Origin of the sequence: Sinorhizobium fredii, from assembly GCF_002944405.1 — a bacterium.
Lineage (GTDB): Bacteria > Pseudomonadota > Alphaproteobacteria > Rhizobiales > Rhizobiaceae > Sinorhizobium > Sinorhizobium fredii_C.
Map to the genome: position 1 here is coordinate 101,253 of NZ_CP024307.1, position 26,692 is coordinate 127,944.

The 26,692-nt window shown below is 63.7% G+C and carries 24 protein-coding genes and 1 pseudogene; 9 read left to right on the forward strand and 16 right to left on the reverse strand.

Annotated elements, in window-relative coordinates; all coding sequences use genetic code 11:
* Positions 1–14: 14 nt before the first annotated feature.
* The 7 genes from NXT3_RS00460 to NXT3_RS00490 form a co-directional block, all read right to left on the reverse strand.
* On the reverse strand, positions 15–224 hold the full coding sequence (locus NXT3_RS00460) for a hypothetical protein (RefSeq protein WP_097527764.1): 210 nt from the start codon (positions 222–224) through the stop codon (positions 15–17).
* Between the two features lie 188 nt (positions 225–412).
* A complete protein-coding gene (locus NXT3_RS00465; protein WP_104838622.1) occupies positions 413–1,042 on the reverse strand; it encodes a hypothetical protein in 630 nt (209 codons plus the stop codon).
* Positions 1,042–1,908, reverse strand: coding sequence for a lanthanide ABC transporter permease protein PedC (locus NXT3_RS00470; RefSeq protein WP_104838623.1), 867 nt, complete (start codon positions 1,906–1,908; stop codon positions 1,042–1,044). The genes NXT3_RS00465 and NXT3_RS00470 overlap by 1 nt, the downstream gene beginning before the upstream one ends.
* Positions 1,905–2,687: a lanthanide ABC transporter ATP-binding protein PedB/LutE gene (locus NXT3_RS00475; protein ID WP_104839899.1), complete on the reverse strand. Its 783-nt coding sequence runs from the start codon at positions 2,685–2,687 to the stop codon at positions 1,905–1,907. Before NXT3_RS00475 ends, NXT3_RS00470 begins: the two co-directional genes overlap by 4 nt.
* A gap of 52 nt (positions 2,688–2,739) precedes the next feature.
* Positions 2,740–3,222, reverse strand: coding sequence for a cupredoxin domain-containing protein (locus NXT3_RS00480; RefSeq protein WP_104838624.1), 483 nt, complete (start codon positions 3,220–3,222; stop codon positions 2,740–2,742).
* 35 nt (positions 3,223–3,257) lie between these two features.
* Complete coding sequence (locus tag NXT3_RS00485) at positions 3,258–4,184, reverse strand: YVTN family beta-propeller repeat protein (protein WP_104839900.1); 927 nt, start codon at positions 4,182–4,184, stop codon at positions 3,258–3,260.
* A 67-nt stretch (positions 4,185–4,251) separates the two neighbouring features.
* Complete coding sequence (locus NXT3_RS00490; RefSeq protein WP_234828070.1) at positions 4,252–5,517, reverse strand: lanthanide ABC transporter ABC transporter substrate-binding protein PedA1; 1,266 nt, start codon at positions 5,515–5,517, stop codon at positions 4,252–4,254.
* Between the two features lie 371 nt (positions 5,518–5,888).
* On the opposite strand from NXT3_RS00490, the gene NXT3_RS00495 reads away from it, so the two are divergent.
* A complete protein-coding gene (locus tag NXT3_RS00495; protein ID WP_037422761.1) occupies positions 5,889–7,214 on the forward strand; it encodes an MFS transporter in 1,326 nt (441 codons plus the stop codon).
* Between the two features lie 64 nt (positions 7,215–7,278).
* Here NXT3_RS00495 and NXT3_RS00500 read toward each other — a convergent pair whose 3' ends face one another.
* Genes NXT3_RS00500 through NXT3_RS00515 form a run of 4 tightly spaced genes read right to left on the reverse strand, consistent with a single transcriptional unit; the run spans position 7,279 to position 12,783 of the window.
* The gene (locus NXT3_RS00500; RefSeq protein WP_104839901.1) at positions 7,279–8,841 is read right to left on the reverse strand and encodes an adenylate/guanylate cyclase domain-containing protein; all 1,563 of its coding nucleotides are present in this window, start codon (positions 8,839–8,841) and stop codon (positions 7,279–7,281) included.
* 12 nt (positions 8,842–8,853) lie between these two features.
* Positions 8,854–9,225, reverse strand: coding sequence for a response regulator (locus NXT3_RS00505; protein ID WP_037422759.1), 372 nt, complete (start codon positions 9,223–9,225; stop codon positions 8,854–8,856).
* 49 nt (positions 9,226–9,274) lie between these two features.
* Positions 9,275–12,028, reverse strand: coding sequence for a response regulator (locus NXT3_RS00510; RefSeq protein WP_104838626.1), 2,754 nt, complete (start codon positions 12,026–12,028; stop codon positions 9,275–9,277).
* On the reverse strand, positions 12,025–12,783 hold the full coding sequence (locus NXT3_RS00515; protein ID WP_097527771.1) for a Tll0287-like domain-containing protein: 759 nt from the start codon (positions 12,781–12,783) through the stop codon (positions 12,025–12,027). The genes NXT3_RS00510 and NXT3_RS00515 overlap by 4 nt, the downstream gene beginning before the upstream one ends.
* Before the next feature lie 217 nt (positions 12,784–13,000).
* Here NXT3_RS00515 and NXT3_RS32240 point away from each other — a divergent pair.
* Positions 13,001–13,326, forward strand: a pseudogene (locus tag NXT3_RS32240) (hypothetical protein).
* A gap of 112 nt (positions 13,327–13,438) precedes the next feature.
* Here NXT3_RS32240 and NXT3_RS00525 read toward each other — a convergent pair.
* Positions 13,439–13,852 carry a DUF4304 domain-containing protein gene (locus tag NXT3_RS00525; RefSeq protein ID WP_234828071.1) on the reverse strand — a complete coding sequence of 138 codons (414 nt, stop codon included), beginning with the start codon at positions 13,850–13,852 and terminating at the stop codon, positions 13,439–13,441.
* 555 nt (positions 13,853–14,407) lie between these two features.
* On the opposite strand from NXT3_RS00525, the gene NXT3_RS00530 reads away from it, so the two are divergent.
* From NXT3_RS00530 to deoA, 7 genes are all read left to right on the forward strand, one after another.
* Positions 14,408–16,666, forward strand: a complete 2,259-nt coding sequence (locus NXT3_RS00530) for a heavy metal translocating P-type ATPase (protein ID WP_097527772.1) — start codon at positions 14,408–14,410, stop codon at positions 16,664–16,666.
* 225 nt (positions 16,667–16,891) lie between these two features.
* The gene (locus NXT3_RS00535) at positions 16,892–18,427 is read left to right on the forward strand and encodes an ABC transporter ATP-binding protein (RefSeq protein ID WP_097527773.1); all 1,536 of its coding nucleotides are present in this window, start codon (positions 16,892–16,894) and stop codon (positions 18,425–18,427) included.
* Positions 18,424–19,557 (forward strand): ABC transporter permease, encoded by a 1,134-nt coding sequence (locus NXT3_RS00540; protein ID WP_104838627.1) that lies wholly within the window; start codon positions 18,424–18,426, stop codon positions 19,555–19,557. Before NXT3_RS00535 ends, NXT3_RS00540 begins: the two co-directional genes overlap by 4 nt.
* Positions 19,558–19,561: 4 nt before the next feature.
* On the forward strand, positions 19,562–20,533 hold the full coding sequence (locus NXT3_RS00545) for an ABC transporter permease (RefSeq protein WP_104838628.1): 972 nt from the start codon (positions 19,562–19,564) through the stop codon (positions 20,531–20,533).
* Positions 20,534–20,597: 64 nt separating this feature from the next.
* Positions 20,598–20,993 (forward strand): cytidine deaminase, encoded by a 396-nt coding sequence (locus NXT3_RS00550; protein WP_018235360.1) that lies wholly within the window; start codon positions 20,598–20,600, stop codon positions 20,991–20,993.
* Positions 20,990–21,787, forward strand: coding sequence for a purine-nucleoside phosphorylase (locus NXT3_RS00555; protein WP_104838629.1), 798 nt, complete (start codon positions 20,990–20,992; stop codon positions 21,785–21,787). The genes NXT3_RS00550 and NXT3_RS00555 overlap by 4 nt, the downstream gene beginning before the upstream one ends.
* 1 nt (position 21,788) lies before the next feature.
* On the forward strand, positions 21,789–23,132 hold the full coding sequence (gene deoA, locus NXT3_RS00560) for a thymidine phosphorylase (RefSeq protein ID WP_104838630.1): 1,344 nt from the start codon (positions 21,789–21,791) through the stop codon (positions 23,130–23,132).
* Here the strand turns inward: deoA and NXT3_RS00565 are convergent.
* From NXT3_RS00565 to NXT3_RS00580, 4 genes are all read right to left on the reverse strand, one after another.
* Positions 23,093–23,617, reverse strand: a complete 525-nt coding sequence (locus NXT3_RS00565; protein ID WP_097527777.1) for a retropepsin-like aspartic protease family protein — start codon at positions 23,615–23,617, stop codon at positions 23,093–23,095. The genes deoA and NXT3_RS00565 overlap by 40 nt on opposite strands.
* Positions 23,618–23,746: 129 nt before the next feature.
* Complete coding sequence (upp, locus tag NXT3_RS00570) at positions 23,747–24,376, reverse strand: uracil phosphoribosyltransferase (protein WP_104839902.1); 630 nt, start codon at positions 24,374–24,376, stop codon at positions 23,747–23,749.
* 97 nt (positions 24,377–24,473) lie between these two features.
* On the reverse strand, positions 24,474–25,448 hold the full coding sequence (locus NXT3_RS00575; protein ID WP_037422713.1) for an adenosine deaminase: 975 nt from the start codon (positions 25,446–25,448) through the stop codon (positions 24,474–24,476).
* A complete protein-coding gene (locus tag NXT3_RS00580; RefSeq protein WP_097527778.1) occupies positions 25,445–26,665 on the reverse strand; it encodes a phosphopentomutase in 1,221 nt (406 codons plus the stop codon). Before NXT3_RS00580 ends, NXT3_RS00575 begins: the two co-directional genes overlap by 4 nt.
* Positions 26,666–26,692: the final 27 nt, after the last annotated feature.

Below are 26,692 nucleotides of genomic sequence, written 5' to 3' on the forward strand. Positions count from 1 at the left end.
TTCCTAGAGGGACGTCAGATTTCCTGCTCCTCGGGCGGGAAAACACATTTCCATCGCACGATCTTCAGTGTCGGATGGCTTACGGACCACTTGGCGATCTCAGCCGGAGCCAGCATCATGCATTGGACCAGCGATCCGTGGCTCTGGAAATACAGGTGCTCGGTGCGGCAACGGGTAGGGTCGGCCAGCATGCAGACGGTCAGGACGAGATCGACGAGGTTCACCTAAGCACCTTTCCGCACGAACGCGCGCAGAGGCAACGCCGACTGAGACGCTTGGCGCACCAGTCCGATAACCGGCTTTCACAAGGTGCCTGATGGAAAGCCCGCATGAGAAGGATACGCGCGCGATAAACCAGCGTCAATTATCGCGGAAAGCCCCCGCTTCGCCGTGAGCGACAGCTTCGGGGGGTTTATCGATCGCTGAGCGTCTGCGCGATCGATTTGGCCAGAGCGTAGAGGCGCTGCTCGATGAGGGTCGGCACCTCGCAGACGAAGCCCAGCGATTGCGAGCGCTCCTGAAAAACGCGCGTCTGAAACACCAGCCGGTCGTTCCGCCGTGCAAGCTCCTTCGGGTCGGCAGCGGGCTTCGCTCGCAAGGCATCGACCGCCGACGCCTCCTGCCGCAGGAATGCCGCCATGTCCCTCTGCGCGTGGGCGTAGCGGGCGATGCCGGCGATGACATCCGAGCGTTCCCGGTTCATGTGCTCGAACAGGCCCTGCGCGAGCATGGTCATGCGCCGTTCCTTCTCGCCCTCCGGCAGGCTATCCGCATATTCCCGGATCTTTTGCTGTGCCTCCGGCAGCGGCACGCGGCGCGCCGAGAGCTCCGTCACCAAATGAGCGATGGCCGCATCCTTCGACCAGTCGGCGGCCGTTTGCGGCAGTGCGGCGCCGGTCCATATCTGCCCGAGCGAGAGCTCCGGAACCTTGCGCTGAATGCACGGCCAGTCCGGATCGCCGCCCTGCGCTGCCAAAACGGGCCCTGCGACCGCTGCAGCGATCGCGGCCGGCAGGATGCGCGTCAGAAGCAAGCACCGCATCAGGCATTTCCTCCCGTATCCTGCCTGCGGCTGAGCAAGCCGTTCGACGGATCATAGGCGAGGATCGCGCCGCCAAGAAACAGCACGGTGAACGCAATCACGATCGACAGCGATCCCCAGTCGCTCTGTCCGTAAAGGGCGAAGCGGATCAGTTCGATCGCATAGGTGAACGGGTTTGCGACGCAGATCTTGTGGAGAAGCGGGCTCGATTCCTGAATGCGCCACAGCGGATAAAGTGCCGGCGAGGCGAAATACATCGGGAAGATCACGAAGTTCATGATCCCTGCGAAGTTCTCCAGTTGCTTGATCATCGAGGACAGGAGCATTCCGAGCGAGCAGAGCATCATCCCGGAAAGGAACAGTGCGGGCAGGATCAGCAGATAGCCGGTCCATGGCGGCCTGACGCCCCAGAACCACGCGATGGCAAGAAAGGCATAGACCTGCAGGATCGAAACGGAGACGCCTGCGAGCAGCTTGGACACCAGCAGGAACCAGCGTGGAAATGGGCTGACCAGCAGGGTCCGCATGTTTCCCATTTCCCGGTCATAGACCATCGAAAGCGAAGACTGCATGCCACTGAACAACAGGATCATGCCGCATAATCCGGGGGTGATATAGACCTCGTAGAGCACGTAGGTCTTGTAGGGCGGGATGATCGAGACGCCGAGAACCTGACGGAAGCCCGCCGCGAACACGAAGAGCCACAGGAGCGGACGAACCAGCGACGAGACGAAGCGCTCCCGCTGGTTGAGAAAGCGAAGTCCTTCGCGGATGAAGATGCCCCTGAGGCAGACGAGATACTGGCGGGCGCTGAAGCCCGGTATGCGATCGGCCGGAATTCCGTCTGCGGCAGAGTGAAAGCTCATTGGGCGCCTCCGCCTGCCGTAGCGACCCCGGTCAGCGTCGCGAAGGCGTCTCGAATGCTGCCTGCGCCTGAGGAGCGGACGACGTCATCGACCCTGCCGTCCGCGAGCACCCTGCCTTGGTGGAGTATGACGACGTGATCGCCGTCCTCGACCTCGTCGATGAGATGGGTCGCCCAGAAGACGCCGATGCCGTCGGTCGCCACGAGCTTGCGAATGGTCGCGAGAATCTCGGCTCGCGATTGTATGTCCAGCCCGACCGTTGCCTCGTCGAGGAGCAGCAGCGGCGGCCAGTGCAAGAGCGCCCGGGCGATTTCGATGCGCCGCATCTGCCCCCCGGAAAGACTGCGCGCCTTGTCGTGCAAACGGTCGCTCATGCCGATCTGGGCCAGCAGCGCTTCGATGCGCGCGCGGGCCTCTCTCTGCCCGATGCCGTGCAGCGAGGCGTGGTAGGAGAGATTCTGATAGACGCTGAGGTCGAGATCGAGGGTGCGCGCCTGGAAGACGATGCCGAGCCGCCGCAGAGCCTCGCCCGGTTCGCGGCTGACGTCGTGGCCGAAGATGCGGATCGACCCCCGACGCGTGTCGAAGAGACGGCTGATCAGCGAGAACAGCGTCGTCTTTCCGGCCCCGTTCAGGCCGAGAAGGACGGTGAAGCGCCCTGCCGCAATCGAGAAGGAAATGTCGGACAGAACCTGCTTCCGGCCGTAGCTGTGGTCGACCGCCGAGACGTCGAGCGCGGCGGGCAGGCTCAATCCGTCGTTTGCCCTCACATGCTGCATGTTGGCATCGTCCTCCTCGATCATCCAACCTCATTTGCCCGATCATCCAACCTTATTTGATCGTGATCGTTCCTTTCATGCCTCTCTCGGCGAGATCGGGAACCGACCAGCTGTAGCTACCCGGGCGCACGGTGGTGAACTGGATCTGGATGGTGCCGTCCGCATCATATTCGAGCCAGGCCGGGGCGCCGTTCATGTGCACTTCGAGATCGTTGATGACAATCTGGTTCATCCACACATTACGGAAGAGGTCGGTGTGGAATTTATACTCCAGACCGCCTGCAGCCGATATCTTCCAGCGATAGCCTTGGCCGGCGATCAGCGCAAAATCCTTTTGATTGACGGTGAACTGGTCATTCTTCGACCCAAGGATCAGCTCGGGGACGTCCTTGCTGGCCCGCGTCACCTGCTCGGCGGCCGCAGCCGGCTGCGTCGCGTCGTTATCATCGTCGTCGGCTGCCTGCGCGGAACCGGATGTTACCGACAGGACCACGCCGAGAAACACGGCAAGCGCGAAATTCCGATAGCTCTGCATTTCCTCCTCCGCTGCCAAAGAGCTTTGCCGTCCCGTCAGTTCGGATGCACGACCACGCCCCAGGGCAGCGCCCCGACGGTCACCGATTGAATTGCCTCGTCGGTCGCGACGTCAATGAAGGTGATGTCGTTCGAGACGCCGTTGGTGCTTATGATCGTCTTCTGGTCGGGGGTGAAGGCGAGCTGCCAGACCCGTTGCCCGACGAGCACGTATTTTTCGACCTCATAGGTCTTCGCATCGATCACCGCCACGCGGTTGGCGGGGCCGAGCGCCACATAGGCTTTCGTGCCGTCGGCGGTGATGCGCACGCCGACCGGCTGGATCGATTCCGAGCGCAGGCCAGGAATCTCGAAGGTGATCTTGTGCTTTACCTCACGGCTCGCATTGTCGATGATCGAGACGGTGCCGCCGATTTCGGCGCTGACCCAGACCTCTGAATTGTCTGGCTTGAACTCGGCGAAGCGCGGCCGCGAATCGACGAGAACATTGTGGGTGATTTCGTTGGTTGCCGTGTCGATGAAATGGGCCATGTTGGTCGTCTCGGAGGTGTTGACCATGGTCTTGCCGTCCGGGCTGATGCCCATTCCCTCGGGTTCGACGCCGACCGGCACCTCCGCCACCACTTTCTTGCCCTCGAGGTCGATGACGGTGACCAGATTGTCGTCCTCGTTGGCGACATAGAGCGTCTTGCCGTCGGGTGAGAGGACGAACAGCTCGGGATCCGGGCCGGAGGGTAGCGATCCGACAATCTCGTAGGTGGCCGTGTCGATGATCTCGATCGTGTCGTCGTCGCTTGCGCAGAGATAGATGAACTTGCCGTCGTGCGAAATGGTGATGCCGCGCGGCCGCTGGCCGACATTGATCGTGCGCACCACTTCCTTCGTGACCGAGTCGACCACAGTCACCGTGTTGTCCTTCTCGTTGGAGACATAGACCATGTAGGCGAAGGCTGGCGAAGCCATGCTGGCGGCGACGGCAAGTCCGGCCGAAAGATACGTCAGTCTTCGCAGCACCTGTCTCTCTCCCTGTTTAAGGCAACGTCAGAGCACATTTTGTCTCCGGCTGGTCGACGCCGAGCGTGTCGAGTTCGGAGACCTTATGCAGGAACCCTTCCTGGGGCGAGGTCGAAACCACGGAACGGCCGTCGCCCAGGAAGATCGGCTGGCGCAGCTGCCAGTTCCATTTACGGAAGGTCAGCTTCTGCCCCTTGAAGGCCGCGAGCGAGAAGTCGTCGGAGCGTATATAGGCTGCGAGCGTCTCGGGATCGGCGCTTTGCGTGCGCGTCGCGGCCTCGCCGACGATCCTCGCCGCCGTCCAGGCGGCCATGTCCTTCGACAGCATGCGCCGGCCATTCGCCTTGGCGAAACGGTTCTGGATCTGCGTGCCGCCCCATTGCTCGCTGGCCGGGTGCCAGGCAGAAGGGATCAGGCCGGCAGTGCCGGCCACCGGGCGCGGAATCCAGGTCCGGAACGGCACGTATGTTCCGAAAACCTCGCTTTCGTCGGCGACGAGCAGCACGTCGTGGTCGGGGAACGCCTGCGTGAAGACGGGCATTTGCCGCTGGATCTGGACCACGCCGGTATCCGTTCGCCGCGCCGTGCCGGTGTCAGTGAACTCCTTTTCGGCGATGATCTCGCCACCGAAGCGCGTGGCGGCGCGGCGCAGCGCATCGGCGAACAGTCGGTCGGGCTCATGGGAGCCGTGGACCAGCACCCATCGGCGCCACTGCTTCCAGACCAGATATTGCGCCAGCCCGTCGGCCAGCATCGTGCGGGTCGGGGCGGTGTGGAAGACGTTCGCCCGGCACTCCTCCTCGCGCAGACGGTCGTCGGTGGCGCCGACGTTGAAGATCAGCACTCCCTTGTCGCGGGCGATTTCGGCGATCGACAGAAGCTGCGCGGCCGAGAGATCGGCGAGAATATAGCGCGCGCCCTTCGACACCATGTCGTTGAAGGCCGGCACGGCATCGGCGTCCGGCCTTATTTCGGTCAGATCGAGCGTGAACTTCTGTCCGAGGAAGGTACCGGTCGTGTTGTTGTCGCCCACCGCCACCTTGGCTCCGGCGACGCCTTCGTCACGCGGCGGCACGTCGAGCACCGAAAGGGCGAGTTCAGGCGCATAGGCCCGAAGATAGCCCAGCTTGAGTTCCAGGACCTGCTCGGCCGGAGCCGTCTTGCCGACGGGCGCAGGCTGCTGCGTAACGGCCCGGGAGCCGGAAGCCGCAAGAAGAACTGCGATAAGGAGCGTCAGGGCATAGCGCACCGCTGATCCCATTCGATCGACAACATGCACCATCTCCGACGCCTGTCGGATCTGTGCAATTGCTCGGTGCCGCAGACAGCTTAGTCGAGATTTCGCTGATTTCAACCCGGCTGCGATGCAGCAGTCCTGCCAACGCCTGCATGTTTCTCCGCAATAGAACAGCTCAGGCAAAGGCCGGCGGCGCGGTGGGCGGCAATGTGTCCCGGCGCAATGTTCGAATCTTCCCGGCGTTCCACATGGGATTCGTCAGCGACAACCGCTGAACTTTAGCAAAGTCGGGTATCCACGACGAAGCATTACTTCGGAAAACTGTCGCTGCCGGAGCAAACTCTTTTGCTGCGCTGGTTTCGTGATAGAATACCGGAAAAATATGGGGGCCATGTGTTGAAACGGGAGGAAGAAACATGGCTGTCCAGGTCCCGAAGGACTTCCGGCGGGTGATCGTTGCCGCATCGGTCGGAAACATCATCGAATGGTACGATTTCTACATCTTCGGCAGCTTGGCCGCAGTTCTCTCGGTCAAGTTCTTCGAACAGTCGCACCCGGTCGCAGCGCTCCTGAGTACGATCGCGCTGTTCACGGCGGGCTTCCTGATTCGTCCGCTGGGGGCGTTCCTGTTCGGCTGGATGGGCGACCGGGTCGGTCGCAAATACACCTTCCTGATCACGCTCAGCGGAATGGGCTTGGGCACCGGCGCCATCGGCCTGATCCCCACCTATGAGGCGATCGGCCTCACCGCCGCATTTCTTCTCTTCGGCTTGCGGATGATCCAGGGCCTGTGCCTCGGCGGCGAATATGGCGGCGCCATCACCTATGTCGCCGAGCATGTGCCGGACGAGCGCCGCGGCTACTACACCGGCTGGCTTCAGACCTCTCCGACGCTCGGTATCGTGGTGTCGCTCGCCGTCATCATCGCGACCCGCACCTATTTCGGCAACGAGGTCTTCGAAGCATGGGCCTGGCGCGTTCCGTTTCTGGTGTCGTTCCTGCTGGTCGGCATCGCGATCTACATCCGGCTTCAGCTCCAGGAGACGCCGATCTTCGCGGAGATAAAGGCCAAGGGGCAGATGACCCGAAATCCCTGGAAGGAGGCCTTCCTCAGTTCCAACATCAAATTCGTCGGGATCGCCACCATCGTGCTGATCGGGCAGGGGGTGGTCTGGTACAGCGGCCAGTTCTGGGCGCTCTACTTCCTGCAGCAGGTTTCCAAGGTGGATGCATTGAACTCCGCCTATATCGTCGGCGCAGCGCTGCTCCTGGCGACGCCGAGCTTGATCTTCTTCGGATGGCTGTCCGACATCATCGGCCGCAAGCCGGTGATCCTCGGAGGCATGCTGCTCGCCGCGATCACCTACTACCCGCTGTATCTGTGGCTGGGCACCGTCACCCAGCCGGACAATATCAACTACCCGACGGCGATCTTCATCATCTTCATTCTCGTCTGCTATGTCGGGATGGTCTATGGCCCGGTTGGGGCATTCCTGGCGGAATACTTTCCCGGCCGTATCCGGTACACCTCGGTCTCGGTGCCGTATCACATCGGCAACGGCTGGGGCGGCGGATTGGTGCCCTTCGTCACCTCGGCGGCCTTCGCGGCCACCGGCAGCGTCGGCTACGCGCTGATCTATCCGATCGTCGTGCCTGCCGTCTGCTTCCTGCTTGCGCTTTACCTCATGCCCGAGACCCACAAGGTCAGCATTTGGGAGCCGGTCGAGCCCAGAGCGGGTTGAGATTGAGGAGACGTGCCCAAAGTGCGGGGCTCAGCCCCGCACTTTGGGAAGGGGAGCAATTGACCTATCTCACGAGGTAGGTCTCGATCTTGCCGATGCCCTTCAGATCGAGGGCGCGTCGCGGCTCGAGCGTCCACCGGCCATGCAGGGCGCGCCTCGTCGCCTCCGAGATCTGAACGCTGTCGGGCACGCCTTGGGATTCGAGACGGCTCGCAATGTTCACCGTTTCCCCCCAGACGTCGTAGACGAAACGAAGCCGGCCGATCAATCCGGCGACCACCGGCCCCGAGTGGACGCCGATTCGAACCCGGAAGCGGTCGGTGTCGGAGGCTGAGCCCTGCAGCGCTTCCAGCATCGATTTCCCGAGGGCGACGATCCTGTCGGCGTGATCGGCGGAAGGTTCCGGAATGCCGCAGGCGGCCATATAGGCGTCGCCGATCGTCTTGATCTTCTCGACGCGATGCTGCTCGGTCAGAAGATCGAACTTGCTGAACATCGCGTCCAGTCGCCTGACGAGGTCGGACGGCGGCAGCCTTGCGGCGATGGGCGAAAAGCCGACAATGTCGGCGAACAGAATGGACACCTCTTCGAAGCGATCGGCGATGATCTCCTCGCCGCCCTGCAGCCGGGCAACGATCTGGTCGGGCAGGATCGCGTGAACAAGGGAATCGGCGCGCCGCTTTTCCATTTCGATCTGCTCGAGATAGCGGTGCTCGCGGTCTAGCCAGCGTTTCTTTTCGAGCGTGGAGTTGATCCGCGCCCGAAGCAGGACGGGATTGAACGGCTTCGTCAGATAGTCGTCAGCGCCGGCCTCGATGCAACGGGCCACGGCCGCCACTTCGCTGAGGCCCGATATCATGATGACCGGCACGTGCCGCCATCGGTCTTCCGCCTTCAGCCTTGCGAGGACTTCGATGCCGTTCATGTCCGGCATCAGGATATCGAGCAGGATGAGGTCGAACTCCCCCTCCGCCAGTCTTGCAAGCGCCGAGCGGCCGGAATCGGCCACGACGACGCGATGGCCCTCGTGGCGAAGGCGGCGGCTGAGAAGATCGCGATTGCTGGCGACATCGTCGACCACCAGGATCCTGCCGCCCTGATCGGTCCAGGCCTCCTGCCTGCTCTGGAACAGCAGCCGTTCGAGTTCGGCCGTGTCTAGCCCGGTCTCATCCCGCGATTGAAGCGCCCCGATGGCGGCTCCGCGCGAAAGACCGGCGATGGCGTCGACCTGCTTCAACAGCTCGGAGGCCGCGGCCAGAATTACGCCGAGGTCATCCTTCAGCGTGTGCGGCTGCGGCTCTCCGGCCTCTTCGAGGATCATCTCGGAATAGCCGATGATGGCGTTGAGCGGTGTACGAAGATCGTGCCGCAGCCGTGCCTCCGCCTCGGCGGCGTCTCCGCCCGGGCATCCCGTCTTTGCGTCGACGAGGCTCTCGATAAAACTGTTCAGTTGTCTTGCTGCGGCACCGATGCGTTCCAGGTCGGCGAGCAGCTCGAGTGCGCCGAGATCGCGCGCCTGTTCGAGCAGCAATTCCTGAAACCCCAGGATCGCCTGTGCCGGGCCGGCCATCCGCTGCGCCACATGGGTGGCAAGGGCCTGACGCTGAAATTCGTTCCCGACGCTCATTTTCAACGCCACTCAGGGAGATGCGGTGAGCAATTGTTCGATCTTCCGGACAAGCTGCGTCAGGTCGACCGGCTTGCTGTCATAGTCGTCGCAACCGGCATCCAGCGCCATGTCCCGGTCGCTGGCCATGGCGTGGGCCGTCAGCGCGATGACAGGTATCCCGGACGTAAGCGGGTTGGCCTTGATCTGTCGGGTCGCTTCCCAGCCGTCCATGACCGGCAGGCTCATATCCATCAGGATCACATCGGGCCTTTCGGAAGCGGCGAGCTCGACGCCGGCCTTGCCGTTTTCGGCAATGAGCACGTCGAAGCCGCGGCGGGACAAACGCCGCGAAAGCATGTCGCGGTTCATTTCATTGTCTTCCACCAGAAGGATTCTCGTCATTTCCGGTCTCCTCCTGCCCGCTGCAGGTTTGCACGGCACGATTTAGCCTTCAGCGGTCGCCGACGGTCTGGCCGGCCGTTTCACGCGATGCGATCTGGCGCTCGAGAGCCTCCACCAGTTGCGACCTGCTGTTTGCCCCCTTGTTGACGACGGCGACCGCCCGCTCGCGCAGCCACCGCAACTCGTTGGCGGAGAGGTCCTTCGACGTGACCACGACCACCGGAATGTTCTGCAGCTCCGGAATTCCCTGCATCTCGCTGAGCGTCTGGAATCCGTCCATTTCCGGCATCAGCAGATCGAGCAGGACGAGGCGCGGCAGAAGCCGTTTCATCATGTCGAGGCCGCGCACGCCGTCACCTGCCTCGTGGACCATCCAATCCCTCTTCACCAGAATGCGCCGCAGGAATTCGCGGGAAGCCAGGTCGTCGTCGATGACGAGCACGTCGCGGTTTCCACCGCCGCAAGCCTCGACGGTCCGGATCAGCTTGTCGGTGTCGATCGGCTTGGTCAGATATTCGACCGCGCCGAGCGAGAGACCGAGCTCGCGATCCGCCAGAATGGTCGCCAGGATCACCGGGACGGTGCAGAGGTCGGGGTCGCTCTTCAGCGTGCGCAGCACCGACCAGCCGTCCTGGTGCGGCATGATGATGTCGAGAATAATGGCGTCGGGCCGATGCTCGCGGGCGACGGCTATCCCCTCCGCGCCGCTCGCCGCCTGCATCGAGGCGAGACCCGCTTCCGCCAGCGCCTTTGCGATCAGGTTGCGGGCGGCCGGGTCGTCGTCGATGATGAGCGCGGTGCGGCCCGGCTGGATGATCTGCGATGGCTCGGCTGCCGGCGCCACGCCGGCCTCCCGCCGGCATCGCGCCGGCACTTCCATCGTGAAGACCGAGCCCTTTCCCACTTCGCTTTCGACATCGACGGCGCCGCCGATCATGCGGCTGAAACTGCGGGTGATGCTCAAGCCGAGGCCGGTGCCGCCGTAGTTGCGGGTGGTGGACGCATCGGCCTGCGTGAAGGCGTTGAAAAGCCGGTTCTGCTGTTCCGGCGTCATGCCGATGCCGGTGTCGGAGACCTTGAAGACGAGCCAGTCGCCGTCGGCTCGCTCTTCGCGCCGGGCCGACAGCGTGACCCGGCCGCTATTGGTGAACTTCGCCGCGTTGCTGAGCAGGTTGAAGAGATTCTGGCGCAGCTTGGTCTGGTCCGAATGCATCTCCCCGAGATCGCCGTCGAACTCCTGGATGAATTCGTTGCGGTTCTTCGCCATCAGCGGCGCGACGGTGGCGGTCACGTCGCCGAGCAGCCGGGCGACGTCGAAGGTTTCGAGGAAGACCTCCATCTTGTTCGCCTCGATCTTCGACAGGTCGAGAATATCGTTGATGAGCGACAGCAGATGCCGGCCGGCCGAAGCGATTTTCTCGAGGTCCGGGACCAGCTCGTCCTCGTCATGGTCGCGCGCTTCCTCTATCAGCATCTCGCTATAACCGATGATCGCATTCAGCGGCGTGCGCAATTCGTGGCTCATCGAGGCGAGGAACCGGCTCTTGGCCTCGCTGGCCGCTTCGGCATTGCTCTTGGCACGCTCGAGCTCGACCTGCCTCTGCTTGAGTTCGGTAATGTCGGTATAGACGGCGACCGTCCCACCGTCCGGGATCTTGCGCTTGGTGATGCGCACCCATTTGTCATTGAACCGCCTCTCGTCGACGAGGCCGGCGGGATCGCGGTGGAGGCGCAGGCGTTCCTCGATCCACTCGTCCGGCGCCTTGCCTTCGAGGTCCACTTTCCCTTTTGCCAGGTTCTGCTCCAGGATTTCGCGGAAGCTCTTGCCGCGCAGTTCGTTCGGCTTGTGGCTGGGGAAGATTTCGCAATATTTGCTGTTGGCGACGAGGATACGGTCGTCCGGATCATAGAGCACGAACCCGTCGGAAATCGCCTCGAGCGCCGCGGCGACCGTCCGCCTTTGCCGCTCCGCCTGGTCCTCGAGCTTCTTCTTTTCGATGGCGTTCTGCTGGAACAGCGAAAGCGTTTTCGCCATCGCCCCGAATTCGTCGCCGCCCTCCTGGGGGACCTCGACATCGTAGCGGCCCTCGGTCAGGTCGCCGATCACCCGGTTGAGGCGCCGGAGCGGCCCGACGATCGAGCGCAGGACGAGGAGCGTCAGGAGCGATCCGATCAGGACGACCCCGCCGACGAGGATGGCCGCGGTCGTGGCCGTCTTTTGCGTCTGCGCCACGACCTCGTTGCGGGCAGCCTCAGCATCGGCCTTCACCTGCTCGACAAGCCTGTTGAGGTTCCGATCGACATGGCCGCTATGGGTGCGTGCTTCCGCCAGCAGGGTGTTGCCCAGGATGCGGTTGTCCTGGGTATAGCTTTCCGTTGCCTGTAGCGCCGTCGCGACATAGGCGTCGATTTCCGTGCGGATTTCCCTGACGGCGGCCGGAGAGTGCTTGGCAAGGCGCTCCAACTGGACCTGCAGGCGCTCGCGGGCCTGCTCGGCATTGCGCTGCGAATTCATCAGCAGGCTGACGGAGAGATCGGTCAGCCAGTACCGGAGGTCGCCGAAGGCGACATGCGCCGCCGCCGCCGATGCGGCCCGGTCGAAGAGTTCCTGGGTTTCGGCCATGCGCGCGGCGCTGCGATGGAGCGCCTGCGTCAGGAAAACCGACGATAGTACAAGGCTGATCATGCCGGCCGCGGTCAGCGTCGCGACGCGTGCCGAGATCGGCAGATTGGCGATCCGGCTGGCAAGCCTCGGCGCCGGGACAGGCTTTAGTGGCTGCAACTGCTCGCGAAGCGCGCTCATTGGAACAAGACGATGCTGATCGCACCGCCGAGGTCGCCGGCCTTGCCGCCCTCCTTCGGATAGCCGGTGACGTCGATTTCCCCCTTCGGGACGCCGTGGCAGACAAGGCAGGAATCGGTGTAATACTCTGGCAGCAGCATGCGAAAGGCAGGGCGACCGTTGACGGTCGTCACTTCCGTATAGCTCGCCTCCTTCGGTCGCTGCGGATCCGGGAAAACCTCCTCGATGACCTTCGCCTCCCAGGCATCGGGAAGCGACTTGCGATTGCGCACCAGCACCTCCGGCGCCGTGACGCGGACCAGCGCTTCGTTTCCCACCTTGACGGCGAATTTCTCGTTCATCAGGCGCGCGAAGACGGCTGGAACGAAGCCCTTGAAGGCAATGCCCGGACGATTGATGTCGTCCTGATGCTCGTCGATCACCTCGCGCATGGCGTCGACCTGAGCCTGGAGCAGCTTGCGGTCGCGCTCGGCCAGATCGTCGGAGATCAACGGACTGCCGGTGCGCTTGCCGTAAAGCGCGATCGCTTCGGCCGTGAACCGTTCGCCGTCGAGATGCTTGTCGGCGACGGCCGGATCGTTGATGAGCGACTGATAGTTCGAAAGGACGCTTCGGGCCGCCCTGAGCAACTCGGCGAGCCGCGTCCCGGTCGCGACATCGGCAGCCTCTTCGGCCGGTGCCGGAGGCGACAGCAGCATGCAACCGGAGAAGACAGCGACTGCGCAGTTCCGCGTGAAGCCTTTAAGAGTCCCCATGTTGCTTTCCTCCGCAAGGAAGCACAAGGCGGAAAAGATAGCACAGGAAGCATACCGGAAGGAGTCATCTCTGGAACATGAACTACCCAGGCTTATGTCGCGAGAAGTACCATTTTTGGTGAGCCAGCAGCGGGAAGCCAAAAGGAAGTTGTAGCCCTGCCTGTCGTGCGTAGTTTACGCGGGCTCAATTCGGGCAGGGGACTTATTTCATGAAGCAATTTGTTTTGGCTGCAGTCACCCATGGGGGCCCATCGCATTCTCATCGGCGGCTTCGGCCGAATACCTGACTTTCACGTTGAAAAACGACACAGGCGCGACGCTCGTTCGTTTCCACACGTCGCCGGTCGGGGTCGAGGAATGGGAAGATGATGTGTTCGGCAGCCAGGTTTTGGACCGGGCGAAACGATCGAGCTCACGATCGCGGATGGCCGCGACGTGTGCGAGTACGACATGCGTTTTGAGTACGACGAGAACTCGAATCTCGAATCGACGGTAGATAAGCGGGATCTCTGCAAGCTGGGGCCTTACTCGATTCACGAGTAACGCTGTGAGCGAAAGGCGATCCCGTGTATTCGACAGCGGGATTGCCGTTGCGACTCGGTGGTCAGACACCGGTCGCGACCGCAGCTCGGACGGCACCGCCTCGGGCTACAGACTAGACGCCCTCTTTGACGGTAAAAGGCGAATGATCCGCCGCCTGAGACCGTCGAATGCTTTCCAGACCCCCGCATGTGCTTGCATCACCGATGTTGCCTGCAGCAACAGCCATGGAAAACTCACCTGAAGTTTGAGAGAGATAGGGCAGCGCGTAAGCTTCTATGGCTGCGCGGGCTTCCGCGACCGCGAGCTGGACCCTCGCCGCCTCCTTCGGCTGATAGCGATACCAATGATCCTGCCGCTCCGGGCGCTGAAAGCCGATGCGCTGGCGTGCCCTGCAGTCATGTTCCGCAACTCTGGCCTTTGTCGGCCGGGTGTCGAGGGTCACGCCGATATTGACGGTGAAGCGGGAATCGAGCTCTGTATTGTTCATCGACCGCTGTACGGAAATGACCTGCACGACGCAGTCCATACGCCGATTCCAAGTCTGGCCATGTCTCAGAAAGCCGACTGATCGGAGGTACGGTGCCAGCTCCTGGCCGATCACTCGTTCGAAAGCGCTCATCGGTGCAAATCGCGTTGGTTGGTGGCAGTTTCCCGGCAGCCGGGCAGTCGACACTCTTACCTGATCGGCACGACGGAATTAGGATCGCCCCATGCGGGGATGCCCTGACCGGTACCGGTCAGGGCGATTCTTGATCTCGAGGCCTGAAAAAAAGCCATGGCACGGCAATGCGGCCGCAAACGTTACGAGTGTGATCACCGAGCGTCAGAGGTTGTGCCAGAGCGAAGATGAACATACATAGTTGCATTGCTTTTGCAACTAGAAATTAGGGGTTCTGGGAGTTGCGCGGAAACGCTGGTCTTCGTGTCGGCCGACTCCCAAACCGCTCGAATAGCAGAAGCTCTCAGCGCCATAGCTGTGGCGCTCACAGACCCGCCAGTTAATCGCCGCACCATGACATTTTCGCTTGTAACTCTAGTCGCTAGAGGTTTTAGCCTGCTCTGAAGCTAAGAGGAGCAACGCATGAGAGGTCGGGTTCGGGAAAGCAGATATCGCGTAGAAGGCATGGATTGCGCGTCCTGCGCCGCGAAGATCGACACCGCCGTCAGGCGCGTCGCCGGTGTCGAGGAGGTCAGCGTCTCGGTGACTGCGGCCACGATGATGGTCCGGCATGCCGACCACGACAATATCGGCCCGGCAATCGTGCGCAAGGTGGTCGGGCTTGGTTACGGGCTCTTGCCACTGGCCGGGGAAGTGTCGCAAGGATCGTCGCCTCCTGGCGAGCATGCTTGCTGCGGCCATGCGCATGCCGCGCCAGGTGAGGATCACGGTCACAGACACTCACACGAGGTCTCGTCCGCACGCTCCGCCGACCTTCCGAATACTGGCGCCACCGCGAATCAAGTGCGCCGAGCGGAGTCATGGTGGAGAACGAAAAAGGGCAGGCTGACCGTTGCCTGCGGCGTCGCGCTCGCCGGGGCCTATGGCATTGGAAAGCTCTTTCCTGTGACCGAGCCGTGGATATTCACCCTTGCCATGCTTGTCGGCCTGCTGCCGATCGCCAGACGCGCAGTCATGGCCGCTCTCGCCGGGACGCCGTTCTCCATCGAGATGCTGATGACCATCGCGGCGGTTGGCGCCGTCTTCATCGGCGCCGGAGAAGAGGCGGCGATGGTCGTGTTTCTCTTCCTGATCGGCGAACTCCTCGAAGGGATCGCCGCCGGTAAGGCGCGGGCGAGCATTGAAGCGCTGACGGCGCTTGTGCCGAAAACGGCGCTCATGGAGGCGGGGGGCCGCATGATCGAGGTTCCGGCGGAGAGCCTGCCGGAGGGCGCCATCATTCTTGTCCGCCCCGGTGAGCGGTTCGCCGCCGACGGCGTGGTCCTGACCGGCGAGAGCGGCGTCGACGAAGCACCGGTGACCGGCGAGAGCGCGCTTGTCCTGAAGGGGCCCGGCGACGCCGTCTCTGCCGGTACGGTCAACGGCGATGGCGCCTTGCGGCTGCGCGTCACCGCCGCTGCCGCCGACAACACCATCGCCCGCGTCATCAGGCTCGTCGAGGAGGCGCAGGAGACGAAAGCGCCGACGGAACGGTTTATCGACCGCTTCTCCCGCACCTATACGCCGGCCGTGGCCCTGGTCGCCGCCCTGGTCGCGATCGTCCCGCCGCTCTTCTTCGGCGGCCTCTGGCAGGAGTGGATCTACAAGGGGCTCGCCCTTCTGCTGATCGGCTGCCCCTGCGCCCTGGTCATCTCCACCCCGGCGGCGATCGCCGCGAGCCTCTCGGCCGGCGCGCGCCGTGGCCTGCTCATCAAGGGCGGCGCCGTGCTCGAGAACATCGGCAAGGTCACCGCCGTCGCCTTCGACAAGACCGGCACGCTCACCGAAGGTAGGCCGTTGGTGACGGATATTCTTGGCTTCGATCGAGCCGAAGCGGAGGTCCTCAGCCATGCGGCCGCCCTCGAACAGGGCTCCAGCCACCCGCTGGCGCAGGCGATCCTGTCGCGTGCCGAGGCCGATGGATGCGCATTGCCGACCGCCACCGACGTCAAGGCCCTCGGCGGCAAGGGTGTCAGCGGCTGGGTGGCGGACGTGGACCTTTTCCTCGGCGCGCCGCAGGAGGCTGACCGCCGCGCGCCATTGACGGCAGAGCAGAAGGCGCAGGTGACCGCGCTGCACGGCCAGGGCAAGACCGTTTCGGTGCTGATCGCCGACGGTCGCGCGGCCGGCGCGCTCGCCATGCGCGACGAGCCGCGCACCGATGCGGCGACGGGCGTGAAGGCGCTCGCGGAGCGCGGCCTTCGTGTGATCATGCTCACGGGCGACAACCGGCGCACGGCGGAGGCGATCGCCGGCCGGCTCGGGATCGAGGCGCGCGCCGAACTCCTGCCGGAGGACAAGCAGCGCATCATCGGCGAATTGAAGAGCGAGGGTTACGTGGTCGCCAAAGTCGGCGACGGCATCAACGACGCGCCGGCTCTGGCAGCTGCGAATGTCGGCATCGCGGTCGGCGGCGGCACCGACGTGGCGCTCGAGACGGCCGATGCCGCCAGCCTCCATGGGCGCGTCACGGATATTGCCGCGATGGTGACGCTGTCGCGGCAGACGATGCGCAATATCTACCAGAACATCGCGATAGCGCTCGGCCTCAAGGGCGTCTTTCTCGTGACGACCGTTGCCGGCGTCACCGGCCTCTGGCCGGCGATCCTGGCCGATACCGGCGCCACCGTCCTGGTGACGATCAACGCGCTGAGACTGCTGCGAACGCCCATCGATCCCTGAGGAATTTTGCCTTTCGCCGGCAAGAGCCTAGGACCCCTGACCCCTCACATGCCTGTGCATATTCATGCTGGACTCTCACCGGCGATCCGATGAGAGTATAAGGAGATCGCGATTTGAGGCTTTCGCGCCGGAAAATCGATGATAAACTTATACCAAATGGTAAAAAATTGCCGGCACGGTCTTGGGGCAGGGCCGAAGCGGGCAAGAAGGGGATCGCAGGCCAATATGGACAATATTGCCATCGAATTGCGCGGGATCGACAAGAGCTTCGGTCCGGTCCATGCCAACAAGGACATCAATCTCAAGGTTCGCAAGGGCACGATCCACGGCATCATCGGTGAGAATGGCGCCGGGAAATCGACGCTGATGTCGATCCTCTACGGCTTCTACCAGGCCGACAACGGCGAGATATTCGTCGACGGCAAGGAGGTCGCCATTCGCGATCCGAATACGGCGATCTCCGTCGGCATCGGCATGGTCCACCAGCATTTCATGCTGGTGGAGAATTTCACCGTGCTCGAGAACGTCATGCTCGGCGCCGAGGACAGTCAGATCCTCAACAAGGGCATCGCCAAGGCGCGCCAGGAACTGAAGCGGCTCGAACGGGAATATGCGCTCGAGGTCAATCCAGATGCGCTGATAGAGGAACTGCCGGTCGGCCTGCAGCAGCGGGTGGAGATCCTGAAAGCCCTCTACCGTAGGGCCGACATCCTCATCCTCGACGAGCCGACCGGCGTTCTGACCCCGGCCGAGGCCGACCATCTCTTCCGCATCCTCGGCCAGCTCAAGGCTCAAGGGAAGACGATCATCCTGATCACCCACAAGCTGCGCGAAATCATGGCGATCACCGACGAGGTCTCCGTCATGCGCCGCGGCGAGATGGTCGCGACCCGCACGACGCGCGAGACCTCGGTCGAGGAGCTTGCCGAGCTCATGGTCGGCCGCCGCGTGCTGCTGCGCGTCGAAAAGGGCGAGGCGAGCCCCGGCGACGTGAAGCTTGCGGTTGAGGGGCTGACCGTCAAGGACAGCCGCGGCGTGACCATGGTCGACGACGTCTCCTTCGAGGTCCGCGCCGGCGAGATCGTCGGTATTGCCGGTGTTGCCGGCAACGGCCAGTCGGAACTGCTCGAGGCGATCGCCGGCATCCGAAAGGCGACCTCCGGAACCGTGCTTTTGAACGGCAGGTCCGTCGATGTGACGGGCCACAGGGATCCCGCCGAGCTCCGAGCCCGCGGGCTGGCGCATGTCCCGGAAGACCGGCATCACGTCGGTCTGGTCCTCAAGTTCGAGGAGAGCGAGAACGCCATTCTCGGCTACCACAACGACCCGCGTTACCTGAAGGGCGCCTTCCTCGACATCGACGCGATCCGCAAGGATGCCGAGGAGAAGATCGCCAAATACGACATCCGTCCGCCGAATGCGCGGCTGAAGACCGCCAATTTCTCCGGCGGCAATCAGCAGAAGATCGTCCTTGCCCGAGAAATGGAGCGTGGCCCCGATGTGCTGATCATCGGCCAGCCGACCCGCGGCGTCGATGTGGGCGCGATCGAATTCATCCACAAGCGGATCATCGAGATGCGCGACCAGGGCAAGGCCGTGCTGCTCGTCTCCGTCGAGCTCGACGAAATCCGCTCGCTTTCCGACCGTATCCTGGTGATGTTTGCCGGCCGCGTCGTCGGCGAGCGCAGCCCGGAGGCAACGGAGGGCGAACTCGGCCTGCTGATGGCCGGCGTCGAGGGCCGCAAGGAGGCCGCAGAATGAGCACACCCTATGCGAAGCTCCCGGGCTGGGTCGAATATGGCCTCATCCCGCTGATAAACCTTGCCGTCGCCTTCCTCGTCGCCGGTCTCGTCGTGCTGCTCGTCGGCGAGAATCCGTTCGAGGCCGCCTACCACCTGATCAACGGCGCCTTCGGCCGCGGCGAATATATCGGCTTCACGCTCTATTACGCGACCACCTTCATCTTCACCGGACTTGCCGTCGCCGTCGCCTTCCATGCCGGGCTCTTCAATATCGGCGGCGAGGGACAGGCCTATGTCGGCGGCATCGGCGTCGCGCTTGCCTGCCTCTGGCTCGACCAAGTGATGCCCTGGTACGTGGTCTTCCCGCTGGCTATCGTCGGCTCGGTCTTCTTCGGCGCTCTCTGGGCCTTCCTGCCGGGCTGGCTGCAGGCCAAGCGCGGGAGCCATATCGTCATCACCACCATCATGTTCAACTTCATCGCCTCGAGCCTGATGGTCTATCTCCTGACGCGCGTCCTGAAGCCGCTCGGCTCGATGGCGCCGCAGACGCGGACCTTCGCAGAGGGCGGCCAATTGCCGAAGCTCGACTGGCTGCTGTCGATCTTCGGCCTCAATGTCGGAACGGCGCCGTTCAACATCTCCTTCCTGCTGGCGCTCGCCGCCGCCTTCGGCGTCTGGGTGCTGATCTGGCGCACCAAGCTCGGCTACGAGATGCGCACCATGGGCAATAGCCCCTCGGCGGCCCGCTATGCCGGCATTCGGGAAAGCCGCATCACCGTCATCACCATGATGATCTCCGGCGGCCTTGCCGGGATGATGGCGCTGAACCCGATCATGGGCGAGCAGTTCCGCATGCAGCTCGATTTCGTCCAGGGCGCCGGCTTCGTCGGCATCGCGGTTGCGCTGATGGGCCGGTCGCATCCGGGCGGCATCATCCCCGCGGCGATCCTCTTCGGCGTGCTCTATCAGGGCGGAGCCGAGATCGCCTTCGAGATGCCGTCGATCTCGCGCGACATGATCGTCATCATCCAGGGCCTCGTCATCCTCTTTGCCGGCGCGCTCGAAAACATGTTCCGCCCGGCGATCACCCGCGCCTTCGCGATGCGCGGCCAGCGCGCCGCCGCGGTCGTCCAGACCAAGGGAGCCTGAAGCCATGGATTTCTTCCACGTCCTCGTGGTGCTCCTCGAATCAACGATCCGCGTTTCGGTGCCGCTGGTCTTTGCCGCGCTCGCCGGTCTCTTCACCGAGCGAGCCGGCGTTTTCGACATTGGGCTTGAAGGCAAGATGCTCGGCGCCGCCTTCGCGGCCGGTGCCGTCGCCGCCGTCACCCAGTCGGTCTGGATGGGGCTCCTCGCCGCTATCCTCATCTCCATCCTTCTATCGCTGGTCCACGGCTATGCCTCGATCACCCAGCGCGGCAATCAGATCGTCTCGGGCGTGGCGATCAACTTCATTGTTGCCGGCTCGACGGTGATCCTCGGCGAGGCCTGGTTCCGCCAGGGCGGCCGCACGCCGGCGCTTGCCGAGGGCGCCCGGTTCCAGACCATCAATCTGCCCGGCGCGGACGCCATCCGCGAAGTGCCGGTCCTCGGTCCGATCTATGCGGACCTGCTCTCCGGACATTTCCTGCTCACCTATCTCGCCTTCGCCATGGTTCCGGCAAGCTGGTGGATCCTCTACCGCACTCGCTTCGGACTTCGCCTGAGGGCTGTCGGCGAGAATCCCGGCGCGGTCGATACGGCCGGCATCTCGGTGATCTGGCTCAGATACCGCGCGGTCATCTGCTGCGGCATCCTCTGCGGTTTTGCCGGCGCCTACCTGTCGCTGGCGATGACGGCCGGCTTCGTCAAGGGGATGACGGCGGGCAAGGGCTATATCGCGCTCGCGGCGCTGATCTTCGCCAAGTGGCGGCCGAAGAACGTCATGTTCGCCTGCCTGCTCTTCGGCTTCCTCGACGCGCTCGCCATCCGCCTGCAGGGCACGCCCCTGCCGCTCGTCGGCCAGGTGCCGGTGCAATTGATGCAGGCGCTGCCCTATATCCTCACCGTCATCCTGCTCGCCGGCTTTATCGGCAAGGCCATTCCGCCGAAGGCCGGCGGCGTGCCCTATGTGAAGGAGCGTTAATGCATGTCGCCCAAAAGTGCGTAGCGGTTTTGGGATAATGACATGAACAACATGAGGACAGATTATGCCGAAGAATGAACTCTTCGTCGCCGCGCGCGAGGCCATGGCCAAGGCCCATGCACCCTATTCCAAGTTCCCGGTGGGGGCGGCGATCCGCGCCGAGGATGGCAGGATCTATACGGGCGCCAATATCGAGAACCTGTCCTTCCCGGAAGGCTGGTGCGCCGAGACGACGGCGATCAGCCACATGGTGATGGCCGGCCAGCGCAAGATCATGGAAGTTGCGGTGATTGCCGAGAAGCTTGCGCTCTGCCCGCCCTGCGGCGGCTGCCGGCAGCGGCTGGCGGAATTCTCCGGCGCCAGCACCCGCATCTATCTCTGCGACGAGACGGGGATCAAGAAGAGCTTGGCGCTTTCCGACCTGCTGCCGCACAGCTTTGAGACCGAGATCCTCGGATGACCGGCGCGGCTGAATTCCTGCGTGACAAACTCGGCGATCTGTCGCCGCGCCATGCCATCGTCCTCGGCTCGGGTCTCGGCTCGCTCGTCGAGGCGGTCAGCGCGCCGGTCCGCTTTTCCTATGCGGACATACCGGGCTTCCCGTTCAGCAGCGTCTCCGGCCATGCGGGCGAGCTCGTTATCGGCCGCCTCGGCGACGTTCCGGTCGCCATCCTGTCGGGCCGCGTTCACTATTACGAGCGCGGCGACGCCAATGCGATGCGTGCCCCGATCGAAACGCTGAAGCGGATCGGCGTCGAGAATCTGATCCTCACCAACTCGGCCGGATCGCTGCGCGAAGATATGCCGCCCGGCTCGGTGATGCGCATCGCCGATCATATCGCCTTTTCCGGCGCCAATCCGCTGATCGGCGTCGAGAGCGACGATCGCTTCGTCGGCATGACGAACGCTTATGACGCGGCGCTCGCCGTTCAGATGGAAGAGGCCGCCGAGCGGCTCGGCATTCCGCTCGCCCGCGGCGTCTATATGTGGTTCTCCGGCCCGAGCTTCGAAACGCCGGCGGAAATCCGCATGGCCCGCGTTCTCGGCGCCGATGCGGTAGGCATGTCCACCGTGCCGGAGGTGATCCTCGCCCGGTTCTTCGGCATGAAGGTTGCGGCCGCGTCGGTCATCACCAACTACGGCGCCGGCATGACCGGTGCCGAGCTCAGCCACCACGAGACCAAGGAGATGGCGCCTTTCGGCGGCCAGCGGCTGGCGTCGATCCTCAAAGAGATGATTGCGAGCGAAGACTGATATGGCCCCTCTTCCTCAGGAAGTGATCCGCAAGAAGAGGGATGGCGGTCGGCTCGAACCGGCGGAGATACGCGGCTTCATCGAGGGCGTCACCGATGGTTCCGTCTCGGAGGGGCAGGTTGCCGCCTTCGCCATGGCCACCTGGTTCTCGGGCATGAACCGCGACGAATGCGTGGCGCTGACGCTGGCAATGCGCGATTCCGGCGAGACCCTCGACTGGAGCGCGTTCGGCCGCCCCATCGTCGACAAGCATTCGACGGGCGGCGTCGGCGACAATGTCTCGTTGATGCTGGCGCCGATCGTCGCCGCCTGCGGCGCCGCCGTGCCGATGATTTCGGGGCGAGGGCTCGGCCACACCGGGGGTACGCTCGACAAGCTCGAATCGATCCCGGGCTATGACATCCAGCCGCCGCCCGAACTGTTTCGCCAGATCGTCGAGGAGGTCGGTTGCGCCATCATCGGCCAGACCGCCAATCTGGCGCCGGCCGACAAGCGCCTCTATGCGATCCGGGACGTGACGGCGACGGTCGACTCGGTGCCGCTGATCACTGCGTCGATCCTCTCCAAGAAGCTCGCCGCCGGCCTGCAATCGCTGGTGCTCGACGTCAAGGTCGGCAACGGGTCCTTCCTGACGGATCCCGGCGAAACCGAAATCTTGGCGCGTTCGCTCGTCGATGTTGCGAACGGGGCAGGGGTGCACACCTCGGCGCTGATCACCGACATGAACGAGCCGCTGGCGGATGCTGCCGGAAATGCGCTGGAAGTCGGGAACTGCCTTGCTTATCTGCGCGGCGAGAAGGCGGGTACCCGTCTCGATCAGGTGGTGATGGCTTTCGCGGCCGAAATGCTGGTCGCGGCGGGGATTTCGGCAGGCGAGGCCGAAGCTGAAGCCATGGCCCGCCGCGCCCTGCAGAGCGGCGCTGCAATGGAACGCTTCGCCCGCATGGTGCACGGCCTCGGCGGACCTGCCGATGTCGTCGATCGTCCCGACGCTTACCTTGAAAGGGCGCCGGCAATAATTCCAGTGCCCGCCAACCGCGACGGCTACCTTTCGGCGTGCGAGACCCGTGAGCTTGGGATGACGGTCATCGCGCTTGGCGGCGGGCGAACGCGCCCGGACGACCGGATCGATCATCGGGTCGGCCTTTCCGGCCTCAAACCGCTCGGGACAAAGGTCGAGAGGGGCGAGCCGATCGCCTTCGTACACGCCGCCGACCGGCAGCGGGCGGAAGGGGTGAGAGACAGGGTTGCCGGGCTCTATGTGATCGCCGACGAGCCGCCTCAACCGAGCCCGGTCATCCTCTCTTATTTGACGAGCTGGAGCGCACCGTCCTCGACACGATAGGACGATAGCCGGTTGAGGAAGGACATGCCGACGAGCATGCCCGAAAGCGCCTTGTCCGGAAGAACCATGGCCTCGACGTTCCGGAGCGAAATGCCGCCGATCTCGACGCGATCGAGGCTGACCGAGGCCGCTTCGACGATGCCGTTCGCCGTCTGCGCCCGCGCATCGAAGGAGAGGCTGCCGACGGCGATGCCGAACCGCCGGGCCAGGGAAGCATTGATGGCGATCGTGCTTGCGCCGGTGTCGACCAGCCCCTGTTCGGGCCGTCCGTTGATCCGGAACGTGCCGACGAAATGGCCGGAGCGGTCCGCTTCGAGTACGACGGCCTTGCCGCCCGAATAGTTGGCGCCAGCCGGCGTGGCGCTTGCAGCCGTTTGCTGCGGCGACGCGGACTCCTGGCGATCGAGATAATTGGAGACGAGGTCAGGGACGACGAGGGCGAGGGCGGCAAGTCCGCCGGCAAAGGCAATGAGACGTGTCAGCATTCTCGGCTCCGGATATCGGCTGGCGCTTTTCGCCAATTTCAGCGGAGCATCGCTAACGTTACGCAAAAAATCCGCCGGAAAATCCGGCGGCCTCTCGTTTCTTCATCGTCTGGTTAAGAAAGGACGAAGCTATTTGGTGCCGTACATGCGGTCGCCGGCGTCGCCGAGGCCCGGCATGATATAGCCTTTTTCGTTCAGGTGGCTGTCGATCGAGGCGGTGAAGATCGGCACGTCCGGGTGCGCCCCCTGGAAATTGCGGATGCCTTCGGGTGCGGCAAGCAGGCAGAGGAAGCGGATATTCCTGGCGCCCCGCTGCTTCAGCTTGTCGATTGCCGCAATCGAGGAATTGCCGGTCGCAAGCATCGGGTCGACGACGATGATCAGTCGCTCCGAGAGGTTCTCCGGCGCCTTGAAGTAATACTCGACCGGCTGCAGCGTTTCATGGTCGCGATAGACGCCGATATGCGAGACGCGGGCGGACGGCACCAGTTCGAGCATGCCCTCGAGCAGCCCGTTGCCGGCGCGCAGGATCGAGGCGAAGACGAGCTTCTTGCCCTCGAGAATGGGGGAGTCCATCTCCTCGAGCGGCGTTTCGATCCGCTCGATGGTCAGTTCCAGATCCCGCGTCACCTCGTAGCAGAGCAGCGTCGAGATCTCGCGCAGCAGCCGGCGGAATCCTGCGGTCGACGTCTCCTTCTTGCGCATGATGGTCAGCTTGTGCTGCACCAGCGGATGATCGATCACTGTCACGCCGTCCATGGCTTCACCTTCCCCGAGAATTGGCATATCCGCCTTCTTTTCCATGGAATGAGCGGACGCTGCAAGGGTGTTGGCGTGCTTCCGGCGAATATCGCGGCTACATATGCAGTGCCTTGAGCAGCCTCTCTCTCGTCGGCTCGTCCACGAAGGCGGCTTCGATCGCGGTTCTCGTCATCCGGTCGATCTCGCTGTCGCCAAAGCCCATCACATGCGCGGCGATCTCATATTCCTGGGCAAGCGAGGTGTGGAAGAAGGGCGGATCGTCGGAGTTGAGCGTGACGCGGACGCCCGCCTCGTAAAGCGGCCTGAGCGGGTGCGAGAAGAAATCCGGGAACACTTGCAGCGAAATGTTGGAACCCGGGCAGACCTCGAGCACCACGCCCTCCTCGGCAAGTCGCTTGACGAGATCCGCGTCCTCGATCGCCCGGACGCCGTGGCTGATGCGCGAGGGGCGCACATGGTCCAGCGCGTCGCGGACGCTGAACGCGCCGGAAAGTTCGCCGGCATGGATGGTCAGGCCGAGACCGGCGTCGCGGACCACGTCGAAGGCGCGGGAAAACTCGGCGACGCTGTGCAGCCGCTCCTCGCCCGCCAGGTTGAAGCCGGTCACCAGCGGGTGGCGGCGCATGGCCGCATACTCGGCGGTCCGGACGACCGATTCCGGCCCGAGATGGCGGATGCCGGTGATCAGCATGCGCGACTCGATCCCCCTCTTCGCCCTGGCCGCCTCCATGCCGGCCGCAAGCCCCTCGAGATAGGCGTCGGCTCCGAGCCCGATCGTGTTGCCGTGGTCCGGCGAAACGATGATTTCGCTATAGATCGTTCCCGCCTCGGCGAGTTCGGTGAGATAGGTCTCCGCGAGCAACGCATAGTCGCCCTCGGTGCGGAACAGCGAGGCGACCGCGTCGTAGCATTTCACGAAGCTGGTGAAATCCTCCCAGACATAGGCTCCCTCGCGGATGATGGCGCTCGTGTCGACGCCGTATTTGCCCGCCTGCCGCAGCGCCAGTTCCGGCGGCGTGGCGCCTTCTATGTGGCAATGCAGCTCGGCTTTTTTCAGATGTGCGGTCAAAGAAGGCTTCTCCCATATGGACCCGGCGCGATGCCGAGATGTCGGGCGACGGTCTCGCCGATATGGGCAAAACTGTTCGCAACGCCGAACGATCGGCTCCTGAGCGACGGACCGAACATCAGCACCGGCACGCGCTCGCGCGTATGGTCGGTGCCGCGCCAGGTGGGGTCGCAGCCGTGGTCGGCGGTGAGGATCACCATGTCGCCGGGCCGGAGCCGCCGGTCGAGATCGGGCAGCCGGGCATCGAAGGCTTCGAGCGCCGCCGCATAGCCAGGGACATCGCGTCGGTGGCCGTAAAGCATGTCGAAGTCGACGAAATTGGTGAAGACGAGATCGCCCTCTTCCGCCTCTTCGAGCGCCGCGAGGCTCGCGTCGAAGAGCGCCATGTTGCCGTTCGCCTTGGTGAGCTTCGTCACGCCCTGATGCGCGAAGATGTCGCCGATCTTGCCGATGGCGTGCACCTGGCGCCCGGCATCCTCGAGCCGGTCAAGGATCGTCGGCTCCGGCGGCAGGACGGAATAGTCGCGGCGATTGCCGGTTCGGGTGAAATTGCGGGGACTGTCGCCGACGAAGGGACGGGCGATGACGCGGCCGATATTGTAGTCGTCGACGAGCCGGCGAACGACCTGGCAGAGCTCCAGGAGCCGCTCGAGCCCGAAGCTCCGCTCGTGCGCCCCGATCTGGAAGACCGAGTCGGACGAAGTGTAGCAGATCGGCTTTCCGCTTCGCATATGCTCCTCGCCGTGGCGGGCGATGATATCGGTGCCGGAGGCATGGCAATTGCCGAGAATGCCGGGAACGTCGCCTTCGCGGCAGATCGCCTCGACGAGTTCCGGCGGAAACGCATCGCCCTCGGATGGAAAATAGCCCCAGTCGAACCTCACCGGCGTGCCGGCGATCTCCCAATGGCCCGACGGCGTGTCCTTGCCGCGCGAAACCTCGCTGGCGGCGCCGTAGACGCCGTAGACGCGCTCCGGCAGCGGCATACCGGCAGGAACCCGTCCGGTCGCCAGCCGCGCCGCATGGATCAGCCCGAGCGCCGACATGTTGGGGAGGTGCAGGGGACCCTCGCGCAAGCCGGCGCGGTCTCCGGCGCCGGCCGCGCAGAACTCGGCGATGTGGCCGAGCGTGTCGGCACCGAGATCGCCGAATGCCTCGGCGTCCGGGGCACCGCCGATGCCGAAGGAATCGAGCACGAAGAGAAAGGCACGCGCCATTGAACACCCGCTGGACCGGAGCGCGGG

Excerpts from the sequence above, each read along its gene's own strand:
- NXT3_RS00465 (WP_104838622.1), bottom strand. The coding sequence starts at position 1,042 with ATGCGGTGCTTGCTTCTGACGCGCATCCTGCCGGCCGCGATCGCTGCA.
- NXT3_RS00470 (WP_104838623.1), bottom strand. The coding sequence starts at position 1,908 with ATGAGCTTTCACTCTGCCGCAGACGGAATTCCGGCCGATCGCATACCG.
- NXT3_RS00475 (WP_104839899.1), bottom strand. The coding sequence starts at position 2,687 with ATGCAGCATGTGAGGGCAAACGACGGATTGAGCCTGCCCGCCGCGCTC.
- NXT3_RS00480 (WP_104838624.1), bottom strand. The coding sequence starts at position 3,222 with ATGCAGAGCTATCGGAATTTCGCGCTTGCCGTGTTTCTCGGCGTGGTC.
- NXT3_RS00485 (WP_104839900.1), bottom strand. The coding sequence starts at position 4,184 with ATGGCTTCGCCAGCCTTCGCCTACATGGTCTATGTCTCCAACGAGAAG.
- NXT3_RS00490 (WP_234828070.1), bottom strand. The coding sequence starts at position 5,517 with ATGGTGCATGTTGTCGATCGAATGGGATCAGCGGTGCGCTATGCCCTG.
- NXT3_RS00495 (WP_037422761.1), top strand. The coding sequence starts at position 5,889 with ATGGCTGTCCAGGTCCCGAAGGACTTCCGGCGGGTGATCGTTGCCGCA.
- NXT3_RS00500 (WP_104839901.1), bottom strand. The coding sequence starts at position 8,841 with ATGAGCGTCGGGAACGAATTTCAGCGTCAGGCCCTTGCCACCCATGTG.
- NXT3_RS00505 (WP_037422759.1), bottom strand. The coding sequence starts at position 9,225 with ATGACGAGAATCCTTCTGGTGGAAGACAATGAAATGAACCGCGACATG.
- NXT3_RS00510 (WP_104838626.1), bottom strand. The coding sequence starts at position 12,028 with ATGAGCGCGCTTCGCGAGCAGTTGCAGCCACTAAAGCCTGTCCCGGCG.
- NXT3_RS00515 (WP_097527771.1), bottom strand. The coding sequence starts at position 12,783 with ATGGGGACTCTTAAAGGCTTCACGCGGAACTGCGCAGTCGCTGTCTTC.
- NXT3_RS00525 (WP_234828071.1), bottom strand. The coding sequence starts at position 13,852 with ATGGACTGCGTCGTGCAGGTCATTTCCGTACAGCGGTCGATGAACAAT.
- NXT3_RS00530 (WP_097527772.1), top strand. The coding sequence starts at position 14,408 with ATGAGAGGTCGGGTTCGGGAAAGCAGATATCGCGTAGAAGGCATGGAT.
- NXT3_RS00535 (WP_097527773.1), top strand. The coding sequence starts at position 16,892 with ATGGACAATATTGCCATCGAATTGCGCGGGATCGACAAGAGCTTCGGT.
- NXT3_RS00540 (WP_104838627.1), top strand. The coding sequence starts at position 18,424 with ATGAGCACACCCTATGCGAAGCTCCCGGGCTGGGTCGAATATGGCCTC.
- NXT3_RS00545 (WP_104838628.1), top strand. The coding sequence starts at position 19,562 with ATGGATTTCTTCCACGTCCTCGTGGTGCTCCTCGAATCAACGATCCGC.
- NXT3_RS00550 (WP_018235360.1), top strand. The coding sequence starts at position 20,598 with ATGCCGAAGAATGAACTCTTCGTCGCCGCGCGCGAGGCCATGGCCAAG.
- NXT3_RS00555 (WP_104838629.1), top strand. The coding sequence starts at position 20,990 with ATGACCGGCGCGGCTGAATTCCTGCGTGACAAACTCGGCGATCTGTCG.
- deoA (WP_104838630.1), top strand. The coding sequence starts at position 21,789 with ATGGCCCCTCTTCCTCAGGAAGTGATCCGCAAGAAGAGGGATGGCGGT.
- NXT3_RS00565 (WP_097527777.1), bottom strand. The coding sequence starts at position 23,617 with ATGCTGACACGTCTCATTGCCTTTGCCGGCGGACTTGCCGCCCTCGCC.
- upp (WP_104839902.1), bottom strand. The coding sequence starts at position 24,376 with ATGGACGGCGTGACAGTGATCGATCATCCGCTGGTGCAGCACAAGCTG.
- NXT3_RS00580 (WP_097527778.1), bottom strand. The coding sequence starts at position 26,665 with ATGGCGCGTGCCTTTCTCTTCGTGCTCGATTCCTTCGGCATCGGCGGT.